A 14,976-nucleotide genomic window follows, 5' to 3' on the forward strand; every position below is an offset into this window, starting at 1 on the left:
TCGAATGTCGGATTAGCGGCCCATTTCACCCCGCATTTCGATGGATGCGCGGTGTTCGGCGAGGATTTCGGCGGGCTTGCAGTCGCGGGAAATACGACCAATTCCGGCGCCTGATCGCCGGATTGGAACGCGCTGCGCGCGGAGAGAATTCGGACACGTCGGGGACTGTCCGTGCGCGGCGCCGCACGGCCTCGTGGAACTGCGACCGGATGACGCACCGCCGACGTGACCGACTCACCTGCGCCCGTCGGCTGGAGAGGGTTCAGGACCTTACCGAACACGGCGCGGCCGCGTTTCGAACTAGCAGGACGACAGATCTCATGATGCCCATTTCCCCCGCCACCGCCACGATCGAACACGCGCTGGCGCACCATCAGGCCGACCGCCTCGAAGAGGCCGAGACCCTGTACCGGCAGATCCTCGACACCGATCCCCGGCACGCGGACGCGCTCCACCTCCTCGGCCTGATCGGCCATCAGTACGGGCGCTACCAGGAGGCGTCCAACCTGATCATGGCGGCGATCGAGGTCAAGCCCGAGGCGATCTACTACTACAACCTCGGCAACGTGATGCAGGCGGACAACCGCCATGCCGCCGCCGTCGAGTGCTTCCGCCTCGCGATCGAGCTGCGGCCCGACTACGTCGACGCGTACAACAACCTCGGCAATGCGCAGAGGCTCGCCGGCGACGCCCGCGCGGCCGTCGATTCGTTCTGCAAGGTCATCTCGCTGCAGGCGGACAACGCCAAGGCCTACAACAACCTTGCGAACGCGCTGTTCGACCTGAACGAGATTCCGGCCGCGCTCGAGGCATACCAGCACGCGGTCGCGCTGCACCCCGAACTGCCGGAGCCGCGCAGCAATCTGCTGTTCGCGAGCCACTGCAGCGAGGCGTTCGACCACGACGCGTATCTCGCCGAGGCCGCGCGCTACGACGAACTCGTCACGCGGCGCGCGAAGCCGTGGACGGACTGGCTCGTCGACCTGACCGCGCGCGTCGGGCGGCCGCTCAAGGTCGGCATCGTGTCGGGCGACCTGAAGTCGCACCCGGTCGGCTATTTCATCGAGAGCATGCTGAAGCATCTCGACGCGAACCGGGTCGAGATGCATGCGTACCCGACGCGCGACGTCGAGGACGACGTCACGGCCCGCATCAAGCCGACTTTCGCGACGTGGACCTGCCTCGCCGGCCTGAGCGACGAGGCGGCGGCCGCGCGGATCCGCGCGGACCGCATCGACGTGCTGTTCGACGCATCGGGCCACACGATCTACAACCGCCTGCCCCTGTTCGCGTGGAAGCCGGCGCCGCTGCAGGCGAGCTGGCCCGGCTACTTCGCGAGCACCGGCGTGCGCGCGATCGACTACGTGATCGGCGATCGCCACGTGCTGCCGCCCGCCGAGGCCGCGCATTTCACCGAGCGGCCGTGGCATCTGCCGGACAGCTATCTGTGCTTCACGCCGCCGGCCGATGCGATCGACGTCGGCGCGTTGCCGATGCTCGCGAACGGCCATCCGACCTTCGGCTATTTCGGCAAGCTCGCGAAGATCACCGATCGCGTCGTCGCGGTCTGGTCGCGCGTGCTGCAGTCGGTCGCGGGCGCGAAGCTGTTCGTGAAGGCGGAGCATCTCGACGATCCGCGCGAACAGCAGGCGCTCGCCGCGCGCTTCGCGGCGCACGGCATCGACGCGCAGCGCCTGATCCTCGAAGGCCGCTCGCCGCGCGCGGAGTACCTGGCCGCGTACCGGCGCGTCGACCTGATGCTGAGCCCGTTCCCGTATCCGGGCGGCACGACGACCGCCGAAGCGCTGTGGATGGGCGTGCCCGTGCTGTGCCGGCGCGGCGACCGGTTCCTGTCGCACATCGCCGAAAGCCTGCTGCATGCGGCGCGGCTGCCCGAGTGGATCGCTGACGACGACGACGCGTATGTCGCGAAGGCCGTCGCGCAGGTCGGCAAGCCGGCCGAGCTGGCGGTGCTGCGCACGACGCTGCGCGCGCAGCTGCTCGCGTCGCCGCTGTGCGATGCGCCCCGCTTCGCCCGCAATTTCGAGGACGCGCTGCACGCGATGTGGGCGCGCCACGTCGAAGCCGCGCCGGAAGCGTCCGCGTGAACGGCGCATCGGTCCTGATCACCGGCGGCGCGGGCTTCCTCGGCTCGCACCTGTGCGAGCGCCTCGTGAGCGCCGGCCACGACGTGATGTGCGTGGACAACTTCCACACCGGCAGCAAGCAGAACATCGCGCACCTGATCGGCCGCGTGAATTTCGAGGTGATCCGTCACGACGTGTGGCTGCCGCTGTACGTCGAGGCGGACCGCGTGTTCAACATGGCGTGCCCCGCGAGCCCGGTCCATTACCAGAGCGACCCGGTGTCGACGGTGAAGACGGCCGTGCTCGGCGCGATCAACATGCTCGGCCTCGCGAAACGGTGCGGCGCGCGCATCCTGCAGGCGTCGACGAGCGAGGTGTACGGCGACGCGCAGCAGCATCCGCAGCAGGAGAGCTACTGGGGCAACGTCAATCCCACCGGGCCGCGCGCGTGCTACGACGAAGGCAAGCGCTGCGCGGAAACGCTGTTCTTCGACTACCACCGGCAGCACGGCGTCGACATCCGCGTGGTGCGGATCTTCAACACCTACGGCCCGCGCATGCGCGCCGACGACGGCCGCGTCGTGTCGAACTTCATCATGCAGGCGCTGCGCGGCGAGCCGATCACGCTGTACGGCGACGGCAGCCAGACGCGCTCGTTCTGCTACGTCGACGATCTCGTCGAAGGGCTCGTGCGGATGATGGACCAGGACGACGACACCGGGCCGATGAACCTCGGCAATCCGAGCGAGATCACGATCCGCGAGCTGGCCGAATGCGTGCTGCGCCTGACCGGCTCGAAGAGCCGCATCGAATACCGCCCGCTGCCGACCGACGATCCGCTGCAGCGCCGGCCCGACATCGGCCGCGCGCGCCGGCGGCTCGACTGGCAGCCGGGCGTCCAGCTCGAGGACGGCCTGAAGGAAACGATCGCCTACTTCCGCAACCTGGTGAAAGCATGAGTCTCACACTGATCGACGCCGCCTGCCCCGTCTGCGCGCACGCGGTCGCCGCGCCGTTCTTCGATGCCGGCGCCTGCACGCTGGCGACGCTCGCGTGGCCGAATTCCGCGGAATGCGCGCGCGCGCTGCCGCGCCATGCGCTCGAGTTCGTGCAATGCCCGCGCTGCTCGCACGTGTGGAACCACCGCTTCCGTTACGACGCGATTCCGTACCAGAGCAATCCGAACCGCATGTTCAACAGCGGCGGCATCTGGAAGGGGCATCTGGCGGCCACGCGCGACCTGCTGCTCGGCAACCTGTCCGCCGCGCCGACGGTCGTCGAGATCGGCTGCGGCGAAGCGCATTTCGTGCGCGGCCTCGCGCAGGCGAGCAACGGCGGGCGCTTCATCGGCTTCGATCCGAACGCGAGCGTCGGCACCGGCAACGGCATCGAGTTCCATGCGCGCCTGTTCGAACCGCTCGCCGACATGGCGGCGTTCAAGCCCGACGCGATCGTGATTCGCCACGTGCTCGAACACCTGACCGAGCCGGCGAAGCTCGTCGAGCAGCTCGCGTGGGGCGCGGCGAGCCAGCCGAACCCGTGCTGGCTGTTCGCGGAGGTGCCGTGCATCGACCGCGTGTTCGAGACCGAGCGGCTCGCGGATTTCTTCTACGAGCACGTGTCGCAGTTCACCACCGAATCGTTCCGCGCGCTGATGGCGCGCGCCGGCGAGATCGTCACGCTCGCGCACGGCTACGACGGCGAAGTCGTCTATGCGCTGGTCCGGCTCGGCGTGCCGGCGCCCGTGCGCGCGCGCGCCGACGCGGCGGCGCGCTTCGCGGCCCGCTCGGTCGAGCATCGCGCGGGGATCGCGCAACAGCTCGCCGAGCTGGCGACGTCGGGCCGGCGGGTCGCGATCTGGGGCGGCACCGGCAAGGCGGCGGCGTTCATCCATTACTTCGACGCCGACGCGGGCCGCTTCCCGCTCGTCGTCGATTCCGATCCCGACAAGGTCGGTACCTACGTGCCGGGCACCGGGCAGCAGATCGTGTTCCGCGACGCGCTGAAAACCGCGCCGGCCGACGTGATCATCATCCCGACCCAATGGCGCGCGCGCGACATCGTCGCCGAGATGTCCCGCGAAGGGATCGCGGCGTCGGCCGTGATGATCGAGCACGGCGGCAGCCTGATCGATTTCGGACGCGACCCGCATCCGTATTGAGCCGGGCAGACGAGATGGACGGAACCGCACAGGCATTGCAGGCGGCGCTCGCGCATCATCAGGCGGGACGTCTCGCGGAAGCGAAGACGCTGTACGACGCGATTCTGACCGCGCAGCCGGGCCAGCCGGACGCGCTGCATTTCCTCGGGCTGCTCGCATGCCAGCTCAAGCAGTACGACGCGGGGATCGCGTTGATGCAGCGCTCGCTCGTCGAGCGGCCGGACGCGTCGTACTTCAACAACCTCGGCAACATGCTGCGCGAATGCGGCCGGCTCGACGACGCGATCGCGCACTACCGCCGCGCGGTGGCGTTGCGTCCGGACTATCCGGAAGCGCACAACAACCTCGGCAACGCGCTGCGTGACGCACGCGACCCGGCGGCCGCGATGACGAGCTGCGCGCGTGCGATCGAGCTGCGTCCCGGCTACGCTCAGGCGTACAACAACCTCGGCAACGCGCTGCAGGACCTGGGCGAGCACGACGCGGCGATCGCGAGCTACGGCAAGGCGGTCGCGCATGACCCGCAGTACGCGGAAGCCCACAGCAATCTCGGCAACGTGCTGCGCGCGCAGGACCAGCTCGACGCGGCGGCCGACGCCTATCGCCGCGCGCTCGCGCTGCAGCCCGGCCTGCACGTCGCGCGTCACGGTCTCGGCCTCGTGCAGTGGTCGCAGGGCGCACTGGACGAAGCCGTGAGCACGTTGCGGATCGCGGCCGAAAGCGACGATGCGAGCGTTCACAACAATCTCGCCGGCCTGCTGCGCGACACCGGCGACCTCGACGGCGCCGCCGCGCACTTTGGCCGGGCGATCGAACTGGACGCATCGATGGCGGTCGCGCACGCGAACCTCAGCGGCGTGCGTCGCCGGCAGATGCGCTACGCGGAAGCGCTCGCGCATGCGCAGGACGCGATCCGGCTCGCGCCGGACCTCGGCGACGCGCACAACAACGCGGGCAACGCGTATCACGGGCTGGAGCAACTCGACGCGGCGCAGGCCGCCTATCGCACGGCCGTCGCACTGAATCCGGCGGACGCCGGCGCGTGCCACAACCTGTCGGTCGTGCTGCTCAAGCTGAACCGGCTCGACGAGGCGCTCGCGTATTGCCGGCGTGCGCTGGACGCCGGCGCGCCGAACGCATCGATGTACGTCAATCTCGGCGACATCCTGCGCGCGCAGGGCAACGTCGACGCGGCGGTTCCCGCGTATCGCGATGCGCTTGCACTGATGCGCGACGACGCCGACGACGGCGCGGCCGAAGTGCTGGGCCGGCTGCTGTTCAGCGCGGCGGCGTCCGCGTGCGTGAGCCCCGCCGACTACCTGGCCGATGCGCGGCGCTACGGCCGGCACCTGGCCGCGCGTTCGACGCGCTACGTGCACGATCCGCGCGAGCGGGCCGCGCGCGCGCAAGGGCGGCCGCTGCGTGTCGGCTTCGTGTCCGGCGACCTGCGCCAGCACCCGGTCGGCATCTTCCTGGAAAGCGTGCTCGCGCACCTCGATCGCACGCGCATCGACCTGCGCGTCTATGTGACGTCGGACGAGGAGGACGCGATCACCGCGCGGCTGAAGCCGCACGCGGGAGGCTGGCGCTCGATCGCCGGGCTCGCCCCGGAAGCGGCCGCGCGGATGATTCATGACGACGGGATCGACGTCCTCGTCGACCTCGCGGGCCATACGCAGGACAGCGGGCTCGCCGTGTTCGGCTGGAAGCCCGCGCCGGTGCAGGCGAGCTGGCTCGGCTTCTTCGCGTCGACCGGCTGCGACGCGATCGACTACTTCATCGGCGATGCCCACACGCTGCCCGACGCCGAGGCGCATCACTTCGTCGAGAAGCCGTGGCGGCTGCCGGACAGCTGGCTGTGCTTCACGCCGCCGGCGTACGACGTCGCGGTCGGCCCGCTGCCGATGGCGGCGCGCGGCCATCCGACGTTCGGCTGCTTCGGCAAGCTCGTGAAGATCGGCGACGACGTCGTGCGCGCGTGGTCGCGGCTGCTGCATGAACTGCCGGCGGCGCGGCTACTGCTCAAGGCGCAGGAGCTCGACCGCGCGAGCGTGCGCGACGCGACGATCGCGCGCTTCGCGCGGCACGGCATCGACGCGGCCCGGCTCGAATTCGAGGGCGCGACGCCGCGCGCCGATTATTTCGCCGCGTACAACCGCATCGACGTCGCGCTGAGCCCGTTCCCGTACCCGGGCGGCACGACCACGGCCGAAGCGCTGTGGATGGGCGTGCCGGTGCTCGGCATGAAGGGCAGCCGGTTCGTCACGCACATCTGCGAGAGCGTGCTGCACGCGGCGGGGATGGGCGACTGGATCGCGGACGACGAGGACGCCTATCTCGCGAAGGCGATCGACGCGGTGCGCGACCGCGAGCGGCTCGCGGCGCTGCGCGCCGGGCTGCGCGCGCAATTGCTGGCTTCGCCGCTGTGCGACGCGCGCCGGTTCGCGGCGCATCTCGAAGCGGCGTTCCTCGGCATGTGGCAACGCTATACGGACACGGCACACCAAGCATGAACGATATCCACGACACTCTGCAGTCCGCGCTCGCGCATCATCAGGCGGGACGTCTCGCGGAAGCGAAGACGCTGTACGACGCGATTCTCACTGCGCAACCGGGCCAGCCGGACGCGCTGCATTTCCTCGGGCTGCTCGCATGCCAGCTCAAGCAATACGACGCGGGGATCGCGTTGATGCAGCGCTCGCTCGTCGAGCGGCCGGACGCGTCGTACTTCAACAACCTCGGCAACATGCTGCGCGAATGCGGCCGGCTCGACGACGCGATCGCGCACTACCGCCGCGCGGTGGAGCTGCGTCCGGACTATCCGGAAGCGCACAACAACCTCGGCAATGCGCTGCGCGATGCGCGCGACCCGGCGGCCGCGATGACGAGCTGCGCGCGTGCGATCGAGCTGCGTCCCGGCTACGCGGAGGCGTACAACAACCTCGGCAACGCGCTGCATGACCTGGGCGAGCACGAAGCGGCGGCCGCGAGCTACGGCAAGGCGGTCGCGCACAACCCGCAGTACGCGCAGGCATACAACAATCTCGGCAACGTGCTGCGCGCGCAGGACAAGCTCGACGCGGCGGCCGACGCCTATCGCCGCGCGCTCGCGCTGCAGCCGGAGTTTCGCGTCGCGCACCAGGGGCTGAGCGCGACGCTGATCGCGGCCGGCGATCCGCACGGCGCGCTCGAGCATGCGCGCGCGGGGCTCGATCCGCACGACGCGGACGCGCACTACGTGGTCGGCAAACTGCTGCGCGGCATGAACGATTTCGACAACGCGGGCAAGCTGTTCGAGCAGGCGGTCGCGATCGACCCGGCGCATGCGCAGGCGTGGGCCCGGCTCGGCGAGCTGCGCGGCCAGCAGGGCGAATACGAGCAGTCGGTGCAGCTGTGCCGGCGCGCGATCGAGCTCGATCCCGAGCTGGCCGACGCGTACAACTTCCTCGGCCTCGCGTATCACAACCTCGACCGGATGGCCGCCGCGGAGCTGAGCCACCGGCACGCGATCGACCTGAACCCCGACGATGCCGACGCGCATCACAACCTCGCCGCCGCGCTGTTCCGGCTCGACAAGCTCGACGAGGCGATGAAGCATTACGAGATCGCGCGGGAGCTCGGCGTCGATCCCGTGAAGATCCAGCTGACGCTCGGCGACATCCGGTGGGCGAAGCGCGATTTCGCCGGTGCGATGGACGCGTTCCGCGTGGCGATCGACCACGACCCGTATCGCGCGTACGCGCGGCTGATGTTCAACATGTCGAGCTCGCCTGCGTTCACGCCCGACGAGTGGGTCGCGGAAGCGCGGCGCTACGGCGAATATCTCGCGCGCGACGCGGTCCCGTTCGTGCACGACCGCGCAGCGCGCGTCGCGCAGGCGCGGGGGCGGCCGCTGCGCGTCGGCTTCGTGTCGGGCGACCTGCGCCAGCACCCGGTCGGCATCTTCCTGGAAAGCGTGCTCGCGCGGCTCGACCGGTCGCGCATCGAGCCGCATGCGTACGTGACCTTCGTCGTCGAGGACGACGTGACCGCGCGGCTCAAGCCCGGCTTCGCGAGCTGGACGAAGCTGACCTGCATGAGCCGCGAGCAGGCCGCGCAGGTGATCTACGACGACGGCATCGACATCCTGATCGACATGGCCGGCCACACCAACTGGAGCGGCGTGCCGATCTTCGGACACAAGCCCGCGCCGGTGCAGGCGAGCTGGCTCGGTTTCTTCGCGACGACCGGCTGCGGCGCGATCGACTATTTCATCGGCGATGCGCATACGTTGCCGGCCGACGAGGCGCACCACTTCGTCGAGAAGCCGTGGCGGCTGCCGGACAGCTACCTGTGCTTCACGCCGCCGCCGTACGACGTCGCGGTCGGCCCGCCGCCGATGGCGGCGGGCGGCGGCGTCACGTTCGGCTGCTTCGGCAAGCTGACCAAGATCAGCGACGACGTCGTCGCGCTGTGGTCGCGCATCCTGCATGCGCTGCCGGACGCGCGCCTGCTGCTGAAGGCGTTCGAGTTGGGCACCGGCGACCTGAACCAGGCGACGCTCGACCGTTTCGCCCGCCATGGCATCGGCGCGGACCGGCTGATCCTCGAAGGCGGCTCGCCGCGCGCGGAATACTTCGGCGCGTACAACCGCATCGACATCGCGCTGAGCCCGTTCCCGTACCCGGGCGGCACGACCACGGCCGAAGCGCTGTGGATGGGCGTGCCGGTGATCGGGATGAAGGGCAGCCGGTTCGTCACGCACATCTGCGAAAGCCTGCTGCACGCGGCGGGGATGGCGGAATGGATCGCGGCCGACGAAGCGGCGTACCTCGCGAAGGCGGTCGCGTTCGCGCGCGACCGCGACCGGCTGGCGACGCTGCGCGCCACGCTGCGCGAGCGCACGCTGGCGTCGCCGCTGTGCGATGCGGCGCGCTTTGCGCGCAACCTCGAGGACGCGCTGCACGGCATGTGGGACGTCTACGCGAAGGGTGACGCGAGCGCCGGGGACGCGCGATGAGCGACATCGCCCGGCAACTGGACGCGGCGCTCGCGCATCATCAGGCAGGCCGCCTGGCCGACGCGTGCGCGTTGTACGAAGCGATTCGCCGCAGCGAGCCCGACCAGCCCGACGCGACGCATTTCCTCGGCCTGCTCGCTTGCCAGCTCGGCCAGTTTCCCGCCGGCATCGCATTGATGGAGCGGTCGATCGCGCTGCGCGCCGATCCGGTCTATCTGAACAATTTCGGCAACATGCTGCGCGCGCACGGCCGGCTCGACGACGCGATCGCGTCCTACCGGCACGCGGTCGCGCTGAAGCCCGACTACGCGGAGGCGCACAGCAACCTCGGCAATGCGCTGCGCGACGCGGGCGATCCGCACGCCGCGATGCTGAGCTGCGCGCAGGCGCTCGCGTTGCGCCCCGATTACGCGCAGGCGTTCAACAACCTCGGCAACGCGCTGCGCGACCAGGACGAGCTCGACGCCGCCGCGCGCGCATACGACAAGGCGATCGCGCTCGAGCCCGCCTATGCGGACGCGCACTACAACCGCGGCAACGTGTGTCGCGCGCAAGGCCGGCTCGACGACGCGGTGCGCTGCTACCGGCGCGCGGTCGAGCTGCAGCCGGACCTGCACCAGGCGCATCTCAGCCTCGGGAGCGTGCTGTTCGAGCGCGACGAACTCGAGCCCGCGATCGAGAGCCTGACGCGCGCGTCGCAGGGCGGCAGCGCCGAAGCCCTTCTCAACCTGGCTGCCGCCTTCGACCGCGCGGGCGATCTCGAGAGCGCCGCGGCGAGCCTGCGGCGCGCGATCGCCGCGACGCCCGACCGCGCCGAGCTGCATCACCATCTGGCGCAGGTGCTGGTGCGGCAGGGCAAGCGGCCGGAAGCGCTCGAAAGCTGCCGGATCGCGCTCGCGCTGCCGGGCCAGACCGCGCACATGCACGCCGTGTCCGCGGAAATTCTCTGTACGCTGTGGCACTTCGAGGCCGGGCTCGCGAGCTACGATCGCGCGCTCGAGCTCGATCCGTCCTATGCCGGCGCGCACTCGGGCCGCCTGTTCTACCAGGCCAGCATCGAGTGCTGCCCGCCCGCGCAGCTGCTCGACCATGCGATGCAATTCGGCGCGCGGATGGCGGAACGGGCGTCACCGCGGCGGCACACGCCGCGCGCGGCTGGCGGGCGGACGCTGCGCGTCGGCCTCGTGTCCGGCGACCTGCGCTCGCATCCGGTCACGGTGTTCCTGCTCGGTGTGGCGGCGGCGCTCGATCCGTCGAAGGTCGTGCTCGCCGCGTACGCGACGCAGTCGCGCGAGGACGCCACGACGGCCGCACTGAAGCGGCACTGCGCGGTCTGGCGCGACATCACCGCGCTCGACGACGAGGCCGCGGCGGACCTGATCGCGCGCGACGGCATCGACGTCCTGATCGACCTGAGCGGGCACACGTCGCTGAACCGCCTGCCGCTGTTCGCGTGGAAGCCCGCGCCGGTGCAGGCGACCTGGCTCGGCTATTTCGCGACGACCGGCATCGCCGAGATCGACTACATCATCGGCGACCGCCACGTGCTGCCGGCCGGCGAGGAGACGCACTTCGTCGAGCGGCCGTGGCGCCTGCCGGACAGCTACCTGTGCTTCACGCCGCCGCAGCAGCCGCTTGCCGTCGGACCGCTGCCGGCCGCCGGCAACGGGGTCGTGACGTTCGGCAGCCTCAACAACGCGAACAAGCTCGGCGACGCGGTGATCGCGCTGTGGGCCCGCGTGCTGCATGCGGTGCCGGGGTCGCGCCTGCTGCTCAAATCGCCGCAGCTCGACGAGATGGCGCTGCGCGTGAGCCTGGCCGCACGGTTCGCCGCCCATGGCATCACCGCGGAGCGCCTGCCGATGCGCGGGGGCTCGGCGCGGCTCGCGCACCTGAGCACGTTCAACGACATCGATATCGCGCTCGACCCGTTCCCGTATCCGGGCGGCACGACGAGCCTGGAAGGGCTGTGGATGGGCGTGCCGCTGGTCACGCGGCGCGGCGAGCGGTTCCTGTCGCACATCGGCGAGAGCATCCTGCATACGCTCGACATGCCGGAATGGATCGCGCAGGACGACGACGACTATGTCGCGAAGGCGGCCGCGTTCGCGAGCGACCTGCCGCGGCTCGCGGCGGTGCGCGCGGGGCTGCGCGAGCGCCTGCTGAGCTCGCCGCTGTGCGATGCGGCGCGTTTTGCGCGTCATCTGGAAACGGCATTCGCGCAGATGGTCGACGCGGCCGTCGAACGCGCGGAGCGGGAGCCGGCGGCGCGCGGGTAAGGGTGCGGCGCGGCGTGCGCGCCGCGCCGGCCGTTGCTTCCTGCAATCGGACAAAAAAAAGCCGCACTGAAGCGGCTCGACGGTACGGCGACAACGGTCCGCTCGACTGGCGGCGTCTTGTGGTTCGAAAGGCGCGGCGCCCGAAGCGCCCGGCCGGTCACAGCATGCCGGTGGTCTGGTACAGGCTCGCGGCCTTGATCCGGTCGCTGGACTGCGCAAATTCCACGCTCAGACGGTTCCGGTCCGCATGGGCCTGCTTCGTGATCGACGCGTCGATCGCCATGATCTGCCGGAGCAGGTCCAGCGCGTCCGGCGTCTGGTCACTGGACAGGCCCATCAGCAGCGGCGAGCGTTCGTCGGCGAGGGCGGCGACGCGCACCCAGTCGCGCGCGTCGGTCGCCGACTGCATGGCACGGGTCAGGTCGAAGGCGCGGGACAGGGTGTCGGTCGTCATGGTTCGGCTCCGAGGGGGCGGTGCAGCGGGCGCTTACTTGTTGGTGGCGAGCGCGCCGGCGCTGTTCTGGCCGCCGAACAGCTGGGTCAGGTACTTCGTGTTGTTCGCCATCGTCGCCATCAGCGTGTTCAGCGCGGTGAACTGTGCGTTGTACTGTTTCGTCAGCTGGGCCGCGTAGGTCGACAGCTGGGTCTGCTGATTCGTCAGGTTCGCCACGTCCGCGTTGATCGCCTTGGTGCGCTGGTCGATCAGGCCGTTCGTCTGCGTGTAGCCGGTGATCAGCGAATTGAGCGTCTGGCCGATGCCGTTGGTCGTGTTGAAGATCGCCGACACTGCCGAGCTGTTCGACGTGAGGGCCGTGGTCAGGGTGGGCGTGTCGACCTTCAGCGAACCGTCGGCGTTCAGGTTGATGCCGATGGAGGCGAGCGAATAGGTCTTGCCGCCCGTCGTGACGCCGCTGCTGAGCGCCGTCGCGAGCGTGTTCTGGATCGAGGTCAGCATCGAGTCGCCGAGCAGCGGGCCGGCGTTCGACGTCGTCGGATCGTAGGACGACAGCTGTTTCGCGGTGGTCACGAAGTTGCTGTACGCGGTCGCGAAACTGTTGATCGCGGTCGTCATCGCGGACGTGTCCTGCGCCAGCGTGATCGTCTGCGGCGTGTTGAGCGCGAGGGTGCCCGGCGCCAGGGTCAGCGTGACGCCCGTCAGCGCGCCCGATACGCTGTTCGATGCGCTCGTGACCGGCGTGCCGTCGATCGTCAGCTTCGCGTCGGCGGCCGGCGTGGTCGTCGCGTAGCCCGACGTCAGTTTCGAATTGACGCCCGTGCCCGTGATCGCGATGGTATTGGCTGCGCCGGTCTGGTTCGATTGCAGCACGAGGTGCTGGCCGTCCGAGCCCGTGACGACCGACGCGGTGACGCCCGGATTGCCCGACGCGGAGTTGATCGACGTGGCGATGTCGGACAGCGCCGCGCCGGCCGATACGTTGACGTTGAACGCGGGGTTGCTGCCGTACGTGATGCTCAGCGAGCCGGCCGAGATCGTATCCGACGACGTGAGGCCGGCCGACGTCAGCTTGTTGGCGGACGCGAACTGCGAGACATTGACCTGGTACGACCCCGCCACTGCGCCGGCGCCGCTCTTGATCGTCGTCGTGATGCCGGTGCCGCTCGCCGTCGCGGCGAGGCTCGAGAGCGTGCTGCCGTTCGACAGGCCGGTGATCGCGGTCTGCAGCGCGGACAACGCTGACTTCAGCTGGCCGATCGCGGTCAGTTGGGTGTTGTCGGTGGTCAGCTTGCCGTTGAGGATGGCCGCTTGTCCGGCCGTCTTCGACTGAACCAGCGTCGTCACGAGCGAATTGACGTCGAGCGTCGAATTGGTCGAGCCGCTGATGAGCGATTGCCCGGCCTGGGCGAGGATGCTGCTGATATCCGCGCTGCTGACGGGGGTGGTAGTGGTCATGCCGTTGCTCCGGTCGTCCGCGCAATCAACGCGCGCGATGCGGCGGGTGGCCGCGGTTCAATGCAAAGAGGGAGGCATGCCTCCCTGGAGAATTCGTGTCGGGGCTGTGCCGGCGGCGTCGCGATGCGGCGTGGCGACGCCGCCGGGCCCGGAGGCGGGCGGGCGAATTGCCCGCCGCGCGTGCTTCTCGATTAGCCGAGGAGCTTCAGGACTTGCTGCGGCATCGAGTTCGCTTGCGCCAGAACCGAGATGCCTGCTTGTTGAAGCACTTGCGCCTTGCTCAGGTTCGCCGTTTCCGTCGCGAAGTCCGCGTCGGTGATCTGCGAGCGAGCAGCGCTCATGTTGGTTGCCTGGGTTTGCGTCGTCGAGATCGCAGCCGAGAACGTGTTCTGTGCTGCACCCAGCTGTGCCTGGAACGTGTTGACTTGCTTCAGTGCCGCGTCGATCGACGTGAGTGCCGACTGTGCTGCCGTCTGGTCGCTGACGCTCAGCGTGTTCACGTTCATGCCCGAGCTGTTCCACACCGTTGCGCCGAAGTTGACGGCGACGGTCTGGTTCGCTGCTGCGCCGATCTGGAACGTGACGTTGCCGGCCGCGCTCAGGATGGTCTGGCTGTTGAACGTCGTTTGCGTCGCGACACGGTCGATTTCGCCGAGACGCGTCGTCACTTCAGCTTGCAGGTTCGCGCGGGCGCCCGAATCCAGCGAGCCGTCGCCCGATTGTTGAGCCAGCACGCGGATACGTTGCAGGTTGTCGATCGTCGATTGCAGCGCGCCGTTGGCGGTCTGGATCATCGAGATGCCGTTGTTCGCGTTTGCCACGCCTTGCGTCAGCGCGTTGATCGCTGCCGTTTGCGACGTCGAGATCGCGAGGCCTGCCGCGTCGTCAGCTGCGGTGTTGATGCGCTTGCCCGACGACAGGCGGTTGATTGCCTGCGACAGCGCGTTTTGCGTGCCCGACAGGTTCGTCTGCGTCGACAGCGACAGGATGTTGGTGTTGATGTTCAGCATTTGCTTCCTCGTTTGGGAAAACGCCTGTGTGAGGCAGGTTTTCAATCTCGGCGTTGCGCTTATCGCGAGTTGCGCTGGCCGCCTTTCCTGGTTGACGGCGGCACCCGGCGAAAACTTTAGAGGGTTGTACAAGGAAATTCGGGACGGAAAGATCGGGCGGCCCCGCGGACCTCGGCCAATCCTCGGCCAGCACAAGGCCGGCGGGCGCGCCGGACGGTTCCGGCGGCCGGCCCGCAAGTCGCCCGTCTGGCCGCGGCCCGTGAGGGCCTTCGGCGGCGGTCGCGAAAAGGGTGGTTTTCTCTGTGATTCCCTGATATGATGGCGGGCTGAATTGAGATTTTCTGTCACGCCTGTGCCGGCTCGGCACGTTTGCTGGCAGTCAAACGCGGCGCTGCACGCGGCTTGTGAAGCGTACTCGCGGTGCTTTCCGCCTCTCTTTTCCGGCCTCCGAGGCCGTATTTCCGCTCGTTTCGCCTGTTGTGGGAACGCCCGGATGGCCGGTGCGTGGCGCTTGGCCGCTACGTTTTT

Annotated in this window: 9 protein-coding genes; 6 read left to right on the top strand and 3 right to left on the bottom strand. The window is 69.2% G+C overall.

Features of this window, described 5'->3' with window-relative positions:
- The first annotated feature begins 320 nt into the window (after positions 1-320).
- The 6 genes from HWX31_RS27760 to HWX31_RS27785 are packed head-to-tail and all read left to right on the top strand — an operon-like array spanning position 321 to position 11,526.
- Positions 321-2,108, top strand: a complete 1,788-nt coding sequence (locus HWX31_RS27760; protein ID WP_174960482.1) for an O-linked N-acetylglucosamine transferase, SPINDLY family protein — start codon at positions 321-323, stop codon at positions 2,106-2,108.
- Complete coding sequence (locus tag HWX31_RS27765; protein ID WP_174960480.1) at positions 2,105-3,046, top strand: UDP-glucuronic acid decarboxylase family protein; 942 nt, start codon at positions 2,105-2,107, stop codon at positions 3,044-3,046. Before HWX31_RS27760 ends, HWX31_RS27765 begins: the two co-directional genes overlap by 4 nt.
- Complete coding sequence (locus HWX31_RS27770; protein ID WP_174960478.1) at positions 3,043-4,248, top strand: class I SAM-dependent methyltransferase; 1,206 nt, start codon at positions 3,043-3,045, stop codon at positions 4,246-4,248. Before HWX31_RS27765 ends, HWX31_RS27770 begins: the two co-directional genes overlap by 4 nt.
- Positions 4,249-4,262: 14 nt before the next feature.
- Entirely contained in the window at positions 4,263-6,761 is a 2,499-nt protein-coding gene (locus HWX31_RS27775) for a tetratricopeptide repeat protein (RefSeq protein ID WP_174960476.1), read from the top strand.
- Positions 6,758-9,247: a tetratricopeptide repeat protein gene (locus tag HWX31_RS27780; protein ID WP_174960475.1), complete on the top strand. Its 2,490-nt coding sequence runs from the start codon at positions 6,758-6,760 to the stop codon at positions 9,245-9,247. The genes HWX31_RS27775 and HWX31_RS27780 overlap by 4 nt, the downstream gene beginning before the upstream one ends.
- The gene (locus HWX31_RS27785; RefSeq protein WP_174960473.1) at positions 9,244-11,526 is read left to right on the top strand and encodes a tetratricopeptide repeat protein; all 2,283 of its coding nucleotides are present in this window, start codon (positions 9,244-9,246) and stop codon (positions 11,524-11,526) included. The genes HWX31_RS27780 and HWX31_RS27785 overlap by 4 nt, the downstream gene beginning before the upstream one ends.
- A gap of 157 nt (positions 11,527-11,683) precedes the next feature.
- Here the strand turns inward: HWX31_RS27785 and HWX31_RS27790 are convergent, their stop codons facing one another.
- The 3 genes from HWX31_RS27790 to HWX31_RS27800 all read right to left on the bottom strand — a co-directional run bounded on the left by HWX31_RS27790 (position 11,684) and on the right by HWX31_RS27800 (position 14,448).
- Complete coding sequence (locus HWX31_RS27790) at positions 11,684-11,980, bottom strand: flagellar protein FliT (protein WP_174960471.1); 297 nt, start codon at positions 11,978-11,980, stop codon at positions 11,684-11,686.
- 33 nt (positions 11,981-12,013) lie between these two features.
- Positions 12,014-13,438, bottom strand: a complete 1,425-nt coding sequence (gene fliD, locus HWX31_RS27795) for a flagellar filament capping protein FliD (protein ID WP_174960469.1) — start codon at positions 13,436-13,438, stop codon at positions 12,014-12,016.
- Positions 13,439-13,629: 191 nt separating this feature from the next.
- On the bottom strand, positions 13,630-14,448 hold the full coding sequence (locus HWX31_RS27800; RefSeq protein WP_076481806.1) for a flagellin domain-containing protein: 819 nt from the start codon (positions 14,446-14,448) through the stop codon (positions 13,630-13,632).
- Positions 14,449-14,976 lie beyond the last annotated feature (528 nt).

The organism is Burkholderia ubonensis (assembly GCF_902833085.1).
In the GTDB taxonomy this organism is placed as follows: domain Bacteria; phylum Pseudomonadota; class Gammaproteobacteria; order Burkholderiales; family Burkholderiaceae; genus Burkholderia; species Burkholderia ubonensis.